This window comes from Pseudomonas iridis, assembly GCF_017980685.1.
GTDB lineage: Bacteria > Pseudomonadota > Gammaproteobacteria > Pseudomonadales > Pseudomonadaceae > Aquipseudomonas > Aquipseudomonas iridis.
In genome coordinates, this window is the sequence record NZ_JACXXO010000007.1 from 126,628 (window position 1) to 145,703 (window position 19,076).

Annotated in this window: 4 protein-coding genes; 2 read left to right on the top strand and 2 right to left on the bottom strand. The window is 61.2% G+C overall.

Annotation, left to right across the window (positions count from 1 at the left end; translation table 11 throughout):
- Positions 1–2: 2 nt before the first annotated feature.
- Both IEQ42_RS13865 and IEQ42_RS13870 read left to right on the top strand, forming a co-directional pair.
- Positions 3–13,661 (top strand): non-ribosomal peptide synthase/polyketide synthase, encoded by a 13,659-nt coding sequence (locus tag IEQ42_RS13865; protein ID WP_210703887.1) that lies wholly within the window; start codon positions 3–5, stop codon positions 13,659–13,661.
- A 74-nt stretch (positions 13,662–13,735) separates the two neighbouring features.
- Positions 13,736–14,692, top strand: coding sequence for an alpha/beta hydrolase (locus tag IEQ42_RS13870; protein ID WP_210703888.1), 957 nt, complete (start codon positions 13,736–13,738; stop codon positions 14,690–14,692).
- A 100-nt stretch (positions 14,693–14,792) separates the two neighbouring features.
- On the opposite strand, the gene IEQ42_RS13875 is transcribed toward IEQ42_RS13870, so the two are convergent.
- On the bottom strand, positions 14,793–17,273 hold the full coding sequence (locus IEQ42_RS13875; protein WP_210703889.1) for a TonB-dependent siderophore receptor: 2,481 nt from the start codon (positions 17,271–17,273) through the stop codon (positions 14,793–14,795).
- Positions 17,274–17,388: 115 nt separating this feature from the next.
- The gene (locus IEQ42_RS13880) at positions 17,389–19,038 is read right to left on the bottom strand and encodes a cyclic peptide export ABC transporter (protein WP_210703890.1); all 1,650 of its coding nucleotides are present in this window, start codon (positions 19,036–19,038) and stop codon (positions 17,389–17,391) included.
- Positions 19,039–19,076: the final 38 nt, after the last annotated feature.

Consider the following 19,076-nt stretch of genomic DNA (forward strand, 5'->3'; position numbering starts at 1 on the left):
GCGTGCAAGAGTTAATCGAGTCGGTAGGACAACTTTCGGCTAAGCAAAGAAAGGCTCTGGCGGTTCTGCTCAAGCAGAAAGGCGTCAACCTCTTTGACATTGCTCCGGTTTTCAAGCGCACGGCTGAAGAGCCGCTGTTGCTGTCCTACGCTCAGCAGCGCCAGTGGTTTCTCTGGCAGTGGGCGCCGCACAGCGCGGCCTACAACATTCCGACGGCCCTGCGTTTGCAGGGGCCGCTGGATGTGACTGCGCTGGAGCGCAGCGTCCAGGCGCTGATCGAACGACACGAAACCTTGCGCACGGTGTTCACTCAGGAAACCGGGCAACCCTTGCAAGTGGTCCTGCCCGCAGGACCCTTTGCACTGGAGATCCATCAACTGAGCGCTGCGCTGGCGAACGACCCTGAGGCTTCAATTCAGGCGTTCGTGCAGACCCAGAGCCAGAAAACTTTCGACCTGGAGCACGGCCCGCTGTTGCGCGCGGCCTTGCTGCAAGTCACCCCGCATGATCATGTACTGGTGCTGACCCTGCACCACATCGTGTCCGATGGCTGGTCGCTGCAAGTGATGATCGAAGAGCTGGTGCAGCTTTACGCTGGCTTCAATCTCGGTCACGACGCCGGTCTGCCGGCCTTGCCGATTCAATACGCCGACTACGCTTTGTGGCAGCGGCAGTGGATGGAGGCCGGTGAGCAGGAGCGGCAACTGGCGTACTGGCAGGAGAAGCTGGGCGGCGAGCAACCGGTGCTGGAACTGCCGATGGATCGTCCGCGCTCCATCGAGCAAAGCTTCGCCGGCGCCAGCCATAACCTGATTCTCGACCCGACGCTGAGCAACGCGCTCAAGGCCTTTGCGCGCAAGGAAAACGTCACGCTGTTCGTCTTGCTGCTGGCCTCGTTCCAGGCTTTGTTGCACCGTTACAGCGGGCAGCCCGACATTCGTGTCGGTGTGCCGGTGGCCAACCGTGGGCGCGTGGAAATCGAGCGTCTGATCGGCTTCTTCGTCAACACTCAGGTGCTCAAGGCCGACATCGACGGGCAACTGCCGTTTGTCGATCTGCTGCGTCAGGTCAAGCAAACCGCGCAGCAAGCGCAAGCCCATCAGGACTTGCCGTTCGAGCAACTGGTCGAAGCGCTGGAGCCGGGCCGCAGCTTGAGCCACAGTCCTTTGTTCCAGGTGATGTTCAACCACCAGGCCGAACGCCGCGCGAGCGTCGAGACGCGTCTGAACGGCCTGAGCATCGAGCCACTGGAATGGCAGAGTCAGACCGCGCAATTCGACCTGACCCTCAACACCACCGAACAGGCGCATGGCATCGAAGCCGTGCTCAAGTACGCCACCGATCTGTTCGACGCGGCAACCATCGAGCGTCTGGCGCAACACTGGACCGCACTGTTGCAGGCCATCGTCGCCGACCCGACGCAGCGCATCGGCCAGTTGTCGATGCTCGATGGCAGCCAGCAGCAACAATTGCTCGCACAGTGGAACCCGGCGTTGGTCGAGCAAACGGTCGAGCAATGCATTCACCAAACCATCGAAGCCCAGGCCGAGCGTCATCCCGATGCGGTGGCCGTAACCTGCGACGGGCAACGCCTGACCTACGCAGAACTCAATCGCCGCGCCAACCAGTGGGCGCATGTGCTGATCGAGCGTGGCGTCGGCCCGGACGTGCGCGTCGGTGTCGCCGTTGAGCGTTCGCTGGACATGATCGTCGCCATCCTCGCGGTGCTCAAGGCCGGAGGCGCCTATGTGCCGCTGGACCCGGGTTATCCGGATGATCGCCTGAGCCACATGATCGAAGACAGCGGCATCGAGCTGCTGCTGACCCAAGAGCATCTGCTGGCGCAACTGCCGGTTCCGCAGGGGCTGGCGTGCCTCGATCTGAATCAAACGCCAGAACATGGCAACGACACCAACCCGGTGTGCCTGACTACGCCGGATAATCTGGCCTACGTCATTTACACCTCAGGCTCCACCGGCAAACCGAAGGGCGCGCTGCTGCCGCACAGCAACGTCATGCGCCTGTTCAGCGCCACCGAACACTGGTTCGATTTCGGTCCACAGGACAGCTGGACACTGTTCCATTCCTACGCCTTCGATTTCTCGGTGTGGGAGATCTTCGGTGCGCTGCTCTATGGCGGCAAACTGGTGGTGGTGCCCCATGACGTCAGCCGCTCCCCGGAGGATTTCTACACCCTGCTGTGCGACGAAAATGTCACCGTCCTGAACCAGACGCCGTCGGCGTTCAAGCCGTTGATGCAGGTGGCCAGCGAGTCGACACGCGATAACGCGCTGCGTTATGTGGTGTTCGGTGGCGAGGCGCTGGAAGTGCAGAGCCTGCGTCCGTGGTTCGAGCGTTTCGGCGACTGTGCCCCCTCGCTGATCAACATGTACGGCATCACCGAAACCACCGTGCACGTGACTTACCGGCCGTTGTCGCTGGCCGACTTGCAGCATAGCCACAGCAGCCCGATCGGCGAACCGATTGTCGACCTGTCGTGGTACTTGCTCGACAACTCGCTGAACCTGGTGCCGCAAGGCTGCATCGGCGAGTTGTACATTGCCGGCGCCGGTCTGGCCCGTGGTTACCTGAATCAGGCGGGAATGACTGCTACGCGGTTCGTGCCGGATCCGTTCAATCCGCAGGCGGGAGAGCGTCTGTATCGCACCGGTGACCTCGCGCGGTTGCGCGGCGACGGTGTGATCGAATACATCGGCCGTATCGACCATCAGGTGAAGATCCGCGGCTTTCGTATCGAACTCGGGGAAATCGAAGCGCAACTGCTCAAGCACCCCGAAGTGCGCGAGGCGGTGGTGCTGGCGGTCGATGGCCTCAGCGGTCAGCAACTGGCGACCTGGATTGTCGCCAATGAGACGCTGGACGCCGAAGGGCAGGGCGCGCTGCGCGAATCGATCAAGGTTCACCTGCGCCAATCCCTGCCGGATTACATGGTTCCGGTCAGTTGGGCGTTCCTTGAACGTCTGCCGCTGACGGCCAATGGCAAACTCGATCGCAAGCAACTGCCACAGCCCGACGTCGCCCAGGTGCAGGAAGCGTACGCGGCACCGCGCAACGAACTGGAACAGCGTCTGGCCGAGATCTGGCAGGACGTGTTGAAGGTCGAGCGGGTCGGCCTCAACGACAACTTCTTTGAGCTGGGCGGCGACTCGATCATTTCGATTCAGGTGGTCAGCCGCGCCCGTCAGGCGGGCATTCGCTTCACCCCCAAGGACATCTTCCAGCACCAGACCGTTCAGCGTCTGGCCACCGTCGCGCAACAAAGCGATACGGTGCAGACCCAGCAGGGCGATGTGCTCGGCGACGCGCTGCTGACACCGATCCAGCATTACTTCTTCAACAGCGACATCCCGGCGCGGCATCACTGGAACCAGTCGATCCTGCTGACCCCGGCCACCGCGCTGCAAGCGGCACCGCTTGCGCAGGCGTTGCAGCATCTGCATCGGCACCATGACGCCCTGCGCCTGCGTTATCGCCAATCCAGCGATGGCTGGCAACAGAGCCATGCGCCTGCGGAGCAAGCGCAAGCGTTGCTGCGCACCTTTACGCTGGACGACAGCGCGGCATTGCCGGCCTTGTGCCTGGACTTGCAACGCAGCCTCGATTTGCTCGATGGCCCGCTGATTCGCGCGGCACTGGTCGATTTGCCGGACGCCAGCCAGCGCTTGCTGCTGGTGATCCATCACCTGGTGGTCGATGGTGTGTCGTGGCGGATCCTGCTGGAAGATCTGCAAACCGCGTATCAACAACTGAGCACCGAGCAAGCCGTGCGTCTGCCGGCCAAGACCAGCGCGTTCAAGGAGTGGGGCAAGCGTCTGCAGGAGCATGCCCGCAGCGCTGAACTGGAAAGCGAACTGGATTACTGGTGCGGGCAGCTGCGCGATGTGTCGGTCGAACTGCCGCTGGACAACCCGCAGGGCCAGTTGAGCAACCGTTTCGAACGCAGTGTCGATACGCGTCTGGACGCCGAACGCACCCGTCAGTTGCTGCAACAGGCGCCAGCGGTTTATCGCACCCAGGTCAACGACTTGTTGCTGACCGCGTTCGCCCGGGTCTTGTGCCAGTGGACCCACACCGACAGCGCACTGGTGCAGCTTGAGGGTCACGGTCGTGAAGACCTGTTCGACGACGTCGACCTGAGCCGCACGGTGGGTTGGTTCACCAGCATGTTCCCGGTGCGCCTGAGCCCCGAGGTCAATCTCGAAGCGTCGATCAAGGGCATCAAGGAGCAACTGCGCGCGATCCCCAATAAAGGCATCGGCTATGGCTTGCTCCGTCACTTGGGCAGCCCCGAGGCGCAAGCTTCCCTGAACCCATTGGCGCAACCGAAGGTGACGTTCAACTACCTCGGCCAGTTCGACAACAACTTCGACGCGGACGCCCTGTGGGTGCCGGCCACCGAAGACAAGGGCGCCGGCCAGGACGAAAACGCGCCGATGGCCAACTGGCTGACCATCGACGGCCGGGTCTATCAGGGTCAACTGAGCCTGACCTGGACCTACAGCAGCGATGTTTTTGAAGAGGCAACCATCAACGCGCTGGCCCGCGCGTATGAAGTGGCGCTGGGCGAGTTGATCGACCATTGCCTGAGCCACCCGAGCGGTGGTTTGACGCCGTCCGACGTGCCACTGGCGGGGTTGTCCCAAGCGCATCTGGACAGCCTGCCGATCGCTGCCCAGCGCATCGAGGATATTTATCCGCTGGCGCCAATGCAGCAGGGCATTCTGTTCCACAGCCTGTACGACGCCGATGCCAGCGCCTATGTCTATCAGATGCTGCTGGACATCGACGGCCTCGACGTGGCGCGCTTCCAGCAAGCCTGGCAGCGCGTGGTGGATCGCCATGAAGTGTTGCGCGCCGGTTTCATCTGGGGGCGCGACGGCCTCGATGCGCCGCTGCAAGTGATCAACCGGCAGTTGACCCTGGAAATGCCGGAAGTCGATGTGCGCGGTGTGACGGATCTGCCGGCCGTGCTCGAAGCGCGGGCGCAGGCCGACCGTGAGCGCGGTTTCGATCTGCAGAACCCGCCTCTGTTGCGCCTGTGCCTGCTACGTACTGCCGATGATCGTCATCGTCTGATTTTCACTTGCCACCACATCCTCATGGATGGCTGGAGCAACTCGCGGATGTTCGGCGAGGTATTGCAGGATTACGCCGGTCACCCGGTGCCGAGTGCACAGGGTCGTTACCGCGACTTCCTGGTCTGGCTGCAAGGTCAGGACAAGGCCGGCGCAGAGGATTTCTGGCGCGGGCAACTGGCTGAACTGGACGAGCCGACCCGTTTGGCCTCGGCCTGCCATGGGCGTACCGTGCCGGGGCCGGGCAAGCAAATGCATCGTCTGCATTTCGACGAAGTCTTTACTCAGCGCCTGAACAGTTTCTCCCGTCAGCAGCAAGTGACCCTCAACAGCCTGGTGCAAGCGGCGTGGTTGCTGGTGCTGCAACGCTACACCGGCCAGGCCACCGTAGCGTTTGGCGCAACGGTGTCCGGGCGCCCGGTGGATCTGCCGGGCATCGAGCAGCAACTGGGTCTTTTCATCAACACCTTGCCAGTGATCGCCAGCCCGCAGGCCACGGTCAGCGTCGGCGACTGGGTGCGCAGCGTGCAGGACAAGAACCTGTTGCTGCGTGACTTCGAGCAGACGCCGTTGCAGGACATCCAGCGTCTGGCGCAACTGAGCGGCGAAGCGCTGTTCGACACCTTGCTGGTGTTTGAAAACTATCCGGTGTCCGAAGCGCTGGAAGCCAACCCCGGTGGCCTGCGTTTCGCAGGTTTAGAGCACCGCGAGCAAACCAACTACGGTCTGACCCTGATCGCCGGGGCCAGCGACGTGTTGAATCTGGACTTCAATTACCTCACCGAACACTTTGCCGAGCGCAGCGTGCAGGGGCTGGCGGCGCATATGCAAGAAGTGCTGCGTCAGTTCCTTGAGGCGCCGCAACGGCTGTTGGGCGAGATCGGCCTGCTGTCGGTCGCTGAACGCCAGACACTGGCGCAGTGGAACGACAATCACGCCACCTATCCGGCTGAACGTCTGATCCCGCAAAGCTTCGAAGCCCGCGTGCAAATGCATCCGCACGCACAGGCCCTGAGTCACGCCGGCGTGGCCCTGAGCTACGCCGAACTCAACCAGCGCGCTAACCAGTTGGCCCGTCATCTGCAGGTGCTCGGGGTCGGCCCCGAACTCCGCGTGGGCGTGGCGATGCCGCGTTCGGCGGAGCTGGTAATCGCCTTGATGGCGGTGCTCAAGGCCGGTGGCACCTATGTGCCGCTGGACCCGGATTATCCGGCTGATCGCGTGGCCTACATGCTCGACGACAGTCAGGCGAAGGTCTTGCTGACGCAGCAGTCGCTGCTGGCGCAACTGCCGCAGACCGATGCGCAGGTGGTGCTGGTCGAGGCGGGTGGTCAGGCGTTTGCCGAGTTGTCTTCGGACAATCTGCCAGCGCAGGGCGACTCCGCCAATCTGGCGTACGTGATCTACACCTCCGGTTCCACCGGCAAACCGAAAGGCGTTGCCATCGCTCATCGCAATGTGCAGGCGCTGATTCACTGGTCCGCCGATGTCTACAGCGAAGACGATCTGCAAGGTGTACTGGCCTCGACGTCGGTGTGTTTCGACCTGTCGGTGTGGGAGATTTTCGTCACCCTCGCGCGTGGCGGTTCGATTGTCATGGCGCGTAATGCGCTAGAGCTACCGGACTTGCCGGAGCGCGATCAGGTGCGCCTGATCAACACCGTGCCGTCGGCCATTGCCGCGTTGCAACGCACCGGGCAAATTCCGCTGGGTGTGCGCATCATCAACCTGGCAGGTGAGCCGCTCAAGCAGACGCTGGTTGATACGCTCTACCGCGAGACGGCGGTAGAGCATGTCTACGATCTGTACGGCCCTTCGGAAGACACCACCTATTCGACCTGGACCCGCCGCGAAGCCGGTGGCGAGGCGAATATTGGCCGGCCGTTGGTCAACACCACGGCCTATCTGCTCGATGGGCAATTGCACGAGGCCCCGGTCGGTGTCGCCGCGGAACTGTATCTGGCCGGTGACGGCATTACTCGCGGCTATCTGTTCCGTCCGGGTCTGACCGCCGAACGCTTTGTACCCAATCCATTGTCGACCACCGGCGAGCGCATGTACCGCACTGGCGACCTGACCCGTTTCGCTGAAGATGGCCGCATCGAGTACGTCGGGCGCATCGACCATCAGGTCAAAGTGCGCGGGTTCCGTATCGAACTGGGCGAAATAGAAGCGCGGTTACTTGCCCATAACAGCGTGCGTGACGGTGTGGTGTTGGCGGTGGATGGCCACAGTGGTCAGCAACTGGTGGCGTATGTGGTGCCAAGTGATAGCGGCCTCAGTCTCAAAGAACAGGACGACTTGAGTGGAGCGCTACAGACCGCCCTCAAGGCGCATCTGCCGGACTACATGGTGCCTGCGCAGTGGTTGTTCCTTGAACAACTGCCGTTGACGCCGAATGGCAAACTCGATCGAAACGCGCTGCCGGCACCCGATGCCAGTCAGTCGCAGCGCGATTATGTGGCCCCGCGCACCGCGCTGGAACAGCAGATTGCCGGGATCTGGCAGAACATTCTGAAACTCGAACGGGTCGGCTTGACCGACAACTTCTTCACCCTGGGCGGCGATTCGATTATCTCCATTCAGGTGGTGAGCCGGGCGCGTCAGCAGGGAATCAGCTTTACACCCAAGGATCTGTTCCAGCAGCAGACCGTCCAGGGGCTGGCCACTGTCGCGCAGCTCGGCAAAGCCCTGACGCCAATCGATCAAGGCCCGGTGACAGGTGAGACACCATTGCTGCCAATTCAGCAATGGTTCTTCGAACAGCCCTTGCCGCAACGCCATCACTGGAATCAGTCGGTGCTGCTCAAACCGTTAAACCCTCTGGTGGCCGAGACGCTTGAACAGGCCTTGCACGCGCTGATCGATCATCACGACGGCCTGCGCCTGGGCTTTACACAAACGCCATGCAGCTGGTCGGCGAGCTATCGAAACGTGGAACAACAGCGCCTGTCACCGTTGTGGCAGGAAACGGTCAGCGATGCCGCCCACCTGGAACGCGTCGCCGAACAAGCCCAGCGCAGTCTGGATCTGCAACAAGGCCCGTTGTTGCGCGCGGTGTTGTTCGATTTGCCTGAGGGCGAACAGCGCTTGTTGTTGATCGTTCATCACTTGGTGGTCGACGGTGTGTCTTGGCGGATTCTGCTGGAGGACTTGCAGGGCAGCTACCGTCAGTTACTGGCCGGCGAATCGTTGGCATTGGCGGCCAAGACCACGTCCTTCAAGCATTGGGCGGAGCAATTAGAACGTCACGCCCGCAGTGAATCGCTGCTTGGGCAACTGCCTTACTGGCAGGCGCAGCGCTCGGACGGCGCGCCGCTACCGCAAGATAACCCTCAGGGCAGCCTGCAAAGCCGCCATGCCTTGACGCTTTACAGTCGCCTGAACGCAACCTTGACCCGACGACTGCTGCAACAAACCCCGGCGGCTTACCGCACACAGGTCAACGATCTGTTGCTGACGGCGCTGGCACGGGTGATCGCCCGCTGGAGCGAACAGTCGTCGGTGCTGATTCAGCTCGAAGGCCATGGTCGTGAAGATTTGTTCGACGGACTCGATCTGACCCGCACAGTCGGCTGGTTCACCAGCCTGTTCCCGGTCAAATTGACCCCGACTCAGGAGCTCGCCGGCTCGATCAAGCAAATCAAGGAGCAACTGCGCGCGATTCCGGATCGTGGCATTGGTTACGGTGTGCTGCGTTATCTGGGTGACGAGGCTTGCCAGGCATCGCTGCGGACCCTGCCGACACCGCGTATCACCTTCAACTACCTGGGGCAGTTTGACGGTAGCTTCGATAGCCAGAGCGGTGCCTTGTTTGTGCCGGTCGATGAGGTCAAGGGCGCAGAACACAGTAACGATGCGCTGCTGGGGAATTGGCTGACGCTCAATGGCCAAGTGTACGGCGGCGAGTTGAGTGTCGGCTGGTCATTCAGCACGCAGATGTTCAACGTCTCGACCATCGGACACCTGGCCGAGGAGTACGCCCGGGAGCTGGAGCTGCTGATCGAGCATTGCTGCCAATCGGACAGTCACGGCGTCACGCCTTCGGACTTCCCGCTGGCGCAGCTGGATCAGGCCCGACTGGACGCCTTGCCGATAGCCCCGTCCCGGATCGAAGACATTTATCCGCTGTCGCCGATGCAAGAGGGCATGCTGTTCCATACCTTGTCGGACAATGGTTCGAGCCTGTACGTCAATCAGATCAGTTTGCCGGTGGGCGGTCTGGATGTTGAGCGTTTTCGCAAGGCCTGGGAGGCGGTCATCGAGCGTCAGGCCATCCTGCGCACCAGCTTCCATTGGCACGATGGCTTGGCCAAACCGCTGCAAGTTGTCCAGCGTCAGGCGGCGCTCGATTTGCAGGTGCTCGACTGGCGCGATCGTGACGCCAGCGAGGCGGACATTGCCGCGCGGGCCGCCGAGGACCGTGCGCGAGGCTTCGAGCTGACCCATGCGCCACTGCAGCGAGTGTTGTTGATTCGCAGCACAGAAGATCAGTATCAGATGGTCTGGACCAGTCACCATATCCTGATGGACGGCTGGAGCAGCTCGCGGCTGTTTGGTGAGGTGATCCAGCACTACGCCAAGGGTGAAATCAGCGCTGAGAATGGTCGCTACCGCGACTTTATCGCCTGGTTGCAAGCCCAGGACCAAGCCGCCCGGGAGCTGTTCTGGAAAGCCCGGCTGGCCCCGGTTAACGAGGCGACGGCGTTGAGCCAGGCCATCCATCCACGGCATGTGTCCGATGAACCCGGCCACAACGCCATTTACTCGCGTTGGGACATGCAACAGACCGGTCGTCTGCTTCAGTTCTGTCGCGATCTGCGGATTACGCCGAACACGCTGATCCAGGGCGCATGGTTGCTGCTGTTGCAGCGCTACACCGGGAAAAACACCGTGACCTTTGGTGCCACGGTGTCCGGGCGTCCCGAGAGTTTGCCCAATGTCGGCAACATGCTGGGTCTGTTCATCAACACCTTGCCGATCATTCAGACGCTGGAACCGGATCAGCCTCTGGCAGACTGGCTGAACCGGATCCAGGCCTACAACCTGGATATACGCGACCATTCCCAGGTTCCGCTGGCAGACGTGCAACGCTGGTCCGGCCTGGGCGGGCAGGCGCTGTTCGACAGCATCATCGTGTTCGAGAACTACCCGATCGATGATCGCCTGCAAGAAGACAACGATACCGGCCTGAGCTTCGGCAAATCCATCGGACATGACGTGACGAACGTGCCGATGGACCTGGCGGTGATGCTCGGCGACGAACTGTCGATTGAATACCTGTACCTGCGCAGCCACTTCAGTGCCGAGGCGGTGGAAGGCATTCGCCTGACCCTGGAAAACACCCTTGAGGCGATGATGCGCGCGCCTTACGAACGCCTGGGTAACCTGCAGCGTCTGTCGCTTGAACAATGGCAGGCGATGCAAACCTGGAGCGCCGAACCGGCGGCGGAGCACCAATCGCAGCTGTTGCCGGAGCTGATCAGCCGACACGCACTGAGTCAGCCCGAGGCCATTGCGGTGCAATGCGCCGGGCTGAGCCTGAGCTACGGCGAGCTGGAACGACGGGCCAACCGTCTGGCCCATTGCTTGATCGAGCATGGCGCGGGGCCGGAAGTAGTGATCGGCGTGGCACTGCCGCGCTCACTGGAAATGGTCGTCAGCTTCCTCGCCGTGCTCAAAAGCGGCGCAGCGTATGTGCCGCTCGACATCGATTACCCGCCAGAGCGTCTGGCATACATGATCGAAGATTCCGGTATGGCGTTGCTGCTGACCCAGAGCAGCCTGCGGGCGACGTTGCCGGCGCCCGAGGGCCTGTTGCGCCTTGAGCTGGATCACCTCGACGAATCCCGCTATGGCGATGATGCGCCGGTGCGTCGCGTGCTGGAGCAAGGGCTGGCCTATCTGGTTTACACCTCGGGTTCCACCGGACGACCAAAAGGCGTGGCGGTTACTCAGGGACCACTGAGCATGCACTGTCAGGCCATCGCCAAACTGTATGAAATGGACAGCCGCAGTTGCGAGCTGCACTTCATGTCGTTCGCCTTCGACGGTGCTCATGAGCGCTGGTTGAGTACGCTGTACAGCGGCGGCCGGTTGGTGGTACGCGACGGTTGCCTGTGGACTCCGGAGCAGACCTATCAGGCGTTGCACGAGTACGGCGTGACCATCGCCTGCTTCCCGCCGGCTTACCTCAAGCAACTGGCCGAGTACGCCGCCGCCAGCGCAATTGCACCGCCACCGGTGCGCATCTATTGCTTCGGCGGCGATGCGGTGCCGGACCAGACTTTCGAACAGGTCAAGGCGGCGCTGCGTCCCGAGTACTTCACCAACGGCTACGGGCCGACGGAAACCGTGGTCACGCCGATGCTGTGGAAAGTGCCGGTGAGCCAACAGTGTGAAGCAGCCTATGCGCCGATCGGCCGGGCAGTGGGTGCGCGTTCGCTGTATGTGCTGGATGAAGAACTGAATCCGCTGCCGCCAGGTTTTGCCGGCGAGTTGTACATCGGTGGCTACGGGGTTGCCCGTGGTTATCATGGCCGGCCAGACCTGACCTGCGAACGCTTCGTGCCCAATCCGTTTGCCAGCGGCGAGCGGCTGTACCGCACCGGCGATCTGGTGCGTTTGCGCCAGGACGGCGTGGTCGATTACGTCGGTCGTATCGACCATCAGGTCAAAGTGCGCGGGTTCCGTATCGAGCTCGGTGAAGTCGAGGCCAGCCTGCGGCAACTGGCGCAGGTCAACGACGCGTTGGTGATCGCCCGGGACAGTGTCTCTGGCAAGCAACTGATCGGTTATGTGGTCACCGACGCCGGCCAGCAACTGGGTGAAGAACTCAAGGCCGGTCTGCGCAGCACCTTGCCGGAATACATGGTGCCGGCGCAGATCGTTTGCCTCAGTGCCTTCCCGATCACCCCCAATGGCAAGCTCGACCGCAAGGCATTGCCCGAGCCGGAATTCAAAAGCGAGGAATACGTCGCCCCGCGCAATCAGCAGGAAGAATTACTGGCGCAGATCTGGTCGCAGGTGTTGCAGGTGGAGCCGGTCGGTATCAGCGACAACTTCTTCGAACTGGGCGGCGACTCGATCCTGAGTCTGCAAGTGATTTCCCGGGTCAGGAACCACCCGACCCTGCAGATGGACCTCAAGCTGCGCGATCTGATGCGTTATCAGACCATTGCTGGCATCGTCGAGCAGGACGTGGTGAAAGCCGCCACCGCGCAACCGTCGGTGGACCTCACCCATGTGGCCAGTGAAGGGTTGTTCAATCTGCTGCCGATTCAGGAGTGGTTCTTTGCCGAACGCATGGCCGAGTCTCATCACTACAACCAGTCGTTTTTGCTGAGTGCGCGTCAGACTCTGGATCTGGATGCCCTGGAACAGGCGCTGGGCTGGATCGAAAACCATCACGACACCTTGCGCCTGCGCTTCTGTCAGGAAGGCGGGCGCTGGTTGCAGCGCTATGCCGCACCAACCGAGCGCCGCGAGACGTTGCTGTGGCGCCGTGAAGTCGAGAGCAGCGAGCAGGTCGAGGCCTTGGCGAACCTGACTCAGCGCAGCCTCAAACTCGATGATGGACCGGCTTGGCGTGTGGTGCACATCGCTTTGCCGGACGGCCAGGCGCGGCTGTTGATGGTTATCCACCATCTGGTGGTCGACACCGTGTCGTGGCGGATTTTGCTCGACGACTTGAAGGTCGCCTACGAGGCTTGCGTGATCGGCATCGAACCGCAATTGCCGATCCGTACCAGCAGCTATCGCGCATTTGCCGAAGCCCTGCAGGCGCAGGCGCCGATCATTGCCGAGCAGGAATTGGGTTACTGGCTGGAGCAATTGGATCAGCCGGGTATCGACCTGCCATGCGACAACCGTCGCGGCAAGAATCAGGTGCGTCACCAGGCTCAGGCGCGATTCAAGTTGTCCCGCGAGCACACCGGGCAATTGCTCAAACAGGCGCCGGCGGTCTATCGCACGCAGATCAACGATCTGCTGCTGTCGGCCCTGAGTCGGGCATTGTGTCGCTGGAGCGAACAGCCATCGGCGCTGATTCTGCTGGAAGGGCACGGCCGCGAGGACCTGTTCGAGAATATCGATCTGAGCCGCAGTTTGGGCTGGTTCACCAGCATGTTCCCGGTCCGGCTCACTCCCGACAGCGCGGACATCGGTGCGTCGATCATCAACGTGCAGGCGCAGTTGGCGGCCATCCCGCAGAAGGGCATCGGCTACGGCGTGTTGCGTCACTTGGCCGGCCCGCAACTGGCCCGCCAATTGGCCGACCTGCCGCAGGCACGGGTGACGTTCAACTATCTGGGGCAGTTCGACCAGAGCTTCGACGAGCAAGCCTTGCTGGTGCCGGCGCTGGAAGAAACCGGCGACAACTATAGTCTGCAGGCCAATCTGGGCAACTGGCTGGAGGTTGTCGGCCAGGTGTACGACGGTCAGTTGGCGCTGCGTTGCATCTACAGCACCCAGCGTTATCGGGCCAGCACCATGGAGTCGTTCATGCAGGATTATCAGCGCGAGCTTGAGGCGTTGATCGAGCATTGCATGGCGCGGGTGGGCTGAGAACCGGGGTTTTAATCATTGCTGGGGGCGTTGCTCAGGCGCGTCCCTTTTTTACAGACATAAGGATTTTTTCGATGTCGTTACACCCTGATCTGGAAGCGTTCCTCGACCTGGCGCAAGACGGCCAGGACGCAGGCCAGCCGGCGTTGCATCAACTGACCCCGGCAGAGGCCCGGGCGATCTTCGAACAAACCACGGCGCAATTGCGCTGGAATGCTCCTCAGGATATTGACGTGCTGGAGGTCAACACCACGGCGCGGGACGGTGCGCCGCTGGCGTTGCGTTTATATCGCCCGAGCGCAGCGACGGCACTGATGCCGGTAATGGTGTATTTCCATGGCGGTGGTTTTGTCGTGGGCAGCCTGGATTCCCATGACGGAGTCTGCCGCGAATTCTGCCGGCGTACGCCGTGCGCGGTGTTGTCGGTAGGCTATCGACTGGCGCCGGAGCACCGCTTCCCGACAGCGCTGGAGGACGGTGAAGACGCTTTGTCCTGGCTGGCGGAGCAGGCGCTGGCCTTGGGACTGGATGCCGGTCGAGTCGCGTTCGGTGGTGATAGCGCCGGCGGCACATTGGCGACGGTGCTGGCCTTGCAAGCGGTGGTTCAGCCACGGACTGTGGCCATCGTCCCCAAGGTGCAACTGCTGTGTTATCCGGTCACTGATGCCTCGCGCACTCACGATTCGCGCTTGTTGTTCAGTGAAGGGTATTTGCTGGAGAACGATACGCTGGACTGGTTTTACCAGCACTACGCCCGCAGCCCCGAAGACCTGCTGGACTGGCGCTTCTCACCGTTGCTGGCCGAAGACCTGCGCGGTGTGGCGCCGGCGATTGTGCTGCTGGCCGGGTTTGATCCGTTGCTCGATGAAGGCCAGGCCTATGTCGATAAATTGCGCGCGCAGGGGGGGAGTGTCGAACTCGAACATTGTTCGGGCCTGACCCATGACTTGCTCAGGCTGGTCTCGGTCATGCCGGAGGTGCTGAGCGTGTATGAAAGCCTGAGTCGGGCGTTGAGTCGCCATTTGGGTTGAACATTGATCGTTCCCGCGCTCTTCGTGGGAATGCAGCTTCTTACCTTGTACGCAAAAAAACGCCCCGCAATTGCGGGGCGTTTTCATTGGCGCTGCAGAATCAGAAGTCAGCCTTGACCGACATCACGAAGTTGCGCGGTTCACCGTAGAAGTTACCCCAGCCTTCGGTACCGACCGTAGCGTAATAGCGCTTGTCGAACAGGTTGTTGCCGTTCAGTGCCACGGACCAGGTGTCGTCGATGCGGTAGCCGACACGACCGTTCCAGACCGCATAGCCCGCCTGGCTGATATCGTTGCCGCTGCTCGGCGAGACACGGTAGTTGCTGCTTTGGGCGTTGACGCCTGCACCGACGGTAACGCGCTCCAGCGGACCGCTGAGGGCGTAGTCGCCCCATACGCGCAGCAGGTGGCGCGGCACGTACGAGTTGTACACCACACCGTCCAGACTGGCGTCCGCGTCTTCCAGCACCTTGGTCTGGGTGTAGGTGTAGCCGGCCAGCAATTGCAGGCGGTCAATGACTTCACCGCTGACTTCTGCTTCGAAGCCTTGGGCGCGCACTTTGCCGGAGTTCAGTGAGCAGGTGCTGTCCGGGCAGGCCGGGTCATCCTGGGCTGCGTCTTTCTGAACGGTGCGGAACAGGTTGAAGGAGCTGTTCAGGCGACCGTCGAACCATTCACCCTTGATCCCCAGTTCATAGCTCTGACCGATCAATGGCTTGAGGGTCGAACCGTTAATGGTCTTGTAGTTGCCTTGCGGGGTGAAGATATCCGCGTAGCTGGTGTAAACGGTCAGGTTGTCGTTGATGTCGAACAACAGCGCGGCGAACGGAGTGACTTGCCCGGTTTCCTTGGCCTGGGAACTGGTCGGTGTGCCTTCGCCGCGCCAGTACGAGACGGAGTCGGTTTCGGACTTGTACCAGCTGACGCGGCTGCCCAGGACGAAGGTCAGCGGATCGGCCAGTTTCAGGCGTGCCGTGGAGTAGGCGCCGTATTGCTTGATTCGCATGTCCACCGGACCTCCCCGGGTGGCGTTGGCCAGGTAGTAACTTTGATCTGGCTGGGGCAGGTGGTGGTTGGGGTTCAGCACATCCTGAGTTTGAGGCAGGAGTGCCACGGCGTAGAAATCATCCTTGTGGGAGCGGCTGGCGTTGGCGCCGACGACCAGCTCGTGCTCTTGGCCGAATGCGTCGAACTTGCCGTCCACATAAGCATCGAGGCCGTAGTCGACCTGATCGTAGTCAAAGGTGCTGCCGATCATCAGGGTATTGGTGCTGGTGGCGCCAACCGGTACCGAACCGCTCGGGAAGGCGTATTCCATGTCCTGAGTGTTTTTCGAGTAGACACCCGCAACCTTCAGCGCCCAGTTGTCGTTGAATTCGTGCTTCAGGTCGCCAAAGTAAGTGGCCCGCTTGCTCCGCTGGTTGTTCCAGGCGGTGTTCAGGCATGTGGAGCGAGAGAGCTTCAGGTCACTGCCATCGGCGTAACGCGGCAAGCCGCCCCAGCACGGCGTGGCATCGACGTCTTCATAGGCCATGCCCAGACCCAGGGTGGTGTAGTCGCTCAGGTCAAAGTCCAGCGCGCCGTAGTAGATCTGGTCCCTTCGTTCGCCCACGTCGTAGAAATACTGACGGGTCTGTTGAGTGACCACGGCGCGACCACGGATGGTGCCGGCGTCGTTCAGCGGGCCGCCAGTATCGACCTGGCCGCGATAGTTGTCCCAGGTGCCGGCAGATAACGACAGTTGCGTGTGCGGGGTGTCCTGGCCGCGTTTACGCACGAAGTTCACTCCACCTGCGGTGCCCCCGGCGCCCTTCATCATCCCGGCTGCGCCGCGCAGCACTTCGACCCGATCATAGATCGCCATATCGCTACTGAAGGCATCGGCCTGCACGTAGCTGCTGCCGATGTCCAGCGGCACGCCGTCGTACTGGTACTGGCCAGTCATGCGGAAACCGCGGGAGTAGAAATACTTGCCGCCCATTGGCGAGTCGTAAACGGTGATGCCCGGTGTCTTTTCCATCACTTGTTCGATGGTGTTGAGGTTCTGGTCATCGAGCATCTTGCGGGTCATCACCGTGACCGACTGCGGTGTTTCCTTCAGCGAATGCACACCCTTGCCGATGGTCACGCCACCCGTGGTGTAGGAGTTGCTGCCTTCGGTGGTGGCGGTCAGGTGCTGGGCGTTGACGTTGGTCGGTGCCAGCTCCATTGCATCGCCTGTGGCCGGGCCCAATACCGTGACGGTATTGCCGTCGCGCTGATAGCTGATGCCAGTGCCCTTGAGGATGGCCTTGAGCGAGTCGTCATCCTGATACCGGCCGCTGAGCGCGCTGGAACGCAGACCTTGCAGACTTTCCGGGCTGTAGATGATTTGCAGGCTGGTCTGCTGACCCAATGCCTGAAGCGCCTGAGCCAATGGCTGGGCCGGAATGTTCAGGGTCCATTCCTGGGCCTGGACATAAGGGGCGGCAGCGACAGTCAGTGCCAGACCCAGACCGGTGCTGGCCAGTCGGGAGCGTGTCGCGCCGTGCATCAGCAGGGCTCGAGTCAGAGGGCGAAGCATGAAACGGGATGCGGACATGAGGTTAAGACCTTGGCAGGTATAGTTGTTAATGGTTCTTATTCATCTCATTAAGACGAGGAAGCCGCGGCAAACCGGAAAATTATTTTTTCCAGTCTGGCCACGGCCTCTTCAATCAAGCACTTTGCAGTTCGCTTTTGACCTTGCCGGCCTCCATGCGCACTAGCTGATCGGCAACGTCGAAGTAACGGTCATCATGGGAAATCACGATGATGGTTTTGCCCAGACGTTTCAGGTCGGGTAACAGTTCGGTGTAGAAAATGCGCCGGAACGTCGGATCCTGATCCGCCGCCCATTCATCGAACACCAACACCGGACGCTCTTCGAGCCAGGCGTTGACCAGCGCCAGTCGCTTGCGTTGGCCGGTGGACAAATCGGTGGTGCTGAAGGCGCCGTCGCGCACGCTGACCTTGTGCGCAATCTCCAGACGCTCCAGGTAGCGCGTGGCGTCCTGCGGGACTTCGCGGTCGCCCTGAATCAGATCATCGAACAGGTAATAGTCGGCAAAGATGGTGGTGAAGTTCTGCCGGTAATCATCGCGGTTGAGCGCGGTGATCGGTTGATCGTTGACGCGGATTTCGCCCTCGGTCGGTGCATAGAGACCCAGCAACAGTTTGATCAACGTGGTTTTGCCACAACCGTTTTCGCCGACAATGAACACGATGTCACCCTGTTCGATGCGCAGGTTGACTGGCCCCAGACGGAACGGTTCGCTGCCTTCCACTGCAGGGAAGGCGTAGCGCACATTGTTCAGTTCCAGACTGTTGACGACGCCGGGTTTCTTGCCCTGATCCTCCAGCAACAGATGCGGTTCGGGCGAGGAAAACTGCTCGCTCAGCTCGGCGATGCGGCGGAAGGCAATTTGTGCGCGGCTGATGATCGGCAAGGTGCTGACCAGATGTTCCAGCGGCCCCTTCATGTACAGCAGCACCAGGACAAAACCGCTCATCACCGCTTTATCGCCGCTAGGCCAGAAGGATTGCAGGGCCAGCGCCATGCCGATCACCACGAAGAACAGCATCGAACCGAACGACTTGGCGATGACGAAGGTGTTGATCGATTTGATCTGGGTGTCGCAGATTTTTTCTGCGGTTTTCTGAATTCCGGCGACAAACATGCGCTGACGCCGTGGACGATGAATGCGCAGTTCCTTGGCACCCTCGGCAATCGCGTTGTAGTGCTTTTGCAGTTCATCTTCGCAATCACGGGCGGCGTAGAAACCGCGCATGCCCTTGGCCCGGGCAATCGCCTGAATGGTCGTGCCGATGGCGATGGCCACCAGCATCATCAGGAACATCGGCCACGACAGCATCGCCAGATAACCGAGGCAGCCGAGGGTGACTGTCATCGAAATCGCCAACGGCGCAAAGGCGAAGGCAAAGTCACTGATGGTGTCGACGTCGTGAGTCAATACCGGGATCAGGCGATGGCTGCGATAGCGTTCGATCTGGTCGATCGGCGCCGACAGCACTTTTTCCCCCAGTTCCTTGCGCAGCTTGGCAATGATGTGTTGGCCGACATAGTTGGTGCCGATGTCGGACAGAATCGTCGTCAGCAGCGCCAGTGCACACAGACCGGCGAAGATCATGACTACGGTGCGGGTCAGGCCGTCGTCGGAGTGCAGGGCATTGTTGATGGTCGCCAGCAGCACAGTGACACTCAGGCCGCCGATCATGCCAAGCACGATGGACGCAGAGACGATCAGGCGGAAGGGCTTGAGCAGGGCGAACAATTCGTTGATCGCCCCACGCGTAGGCTTGGTCATGGAGGATTCCTGCTTCGATGCGGAGGGAGTGCCGGTAC

Bases quoted from the DNA above. Each gene is read 5' to 3' on its own strand.
- IEQ42_RS13870 (WP_210703888.1), top strand. From the start codon at position 13,736: ATGTCGTTACACCCTGATCTGGAAGCGTTCCTCGACCTGGCGCAAGAC.
- IEQ42_RS13875 (WP_210703889.1), bottom strand. From the start codon at position 17,273: ATGTCCGCATCCCGTTTCATGCTTCGCCCTCTGACTCGAGCCCTGCTG.
- IEQ42_RS13880 (WP_210703890.1), bottom strand. From the start codon at position 19,038: ATGACCAAGCCTACGCGTGGGGCGATCAACGAATTGTTCGCCCTGCTC.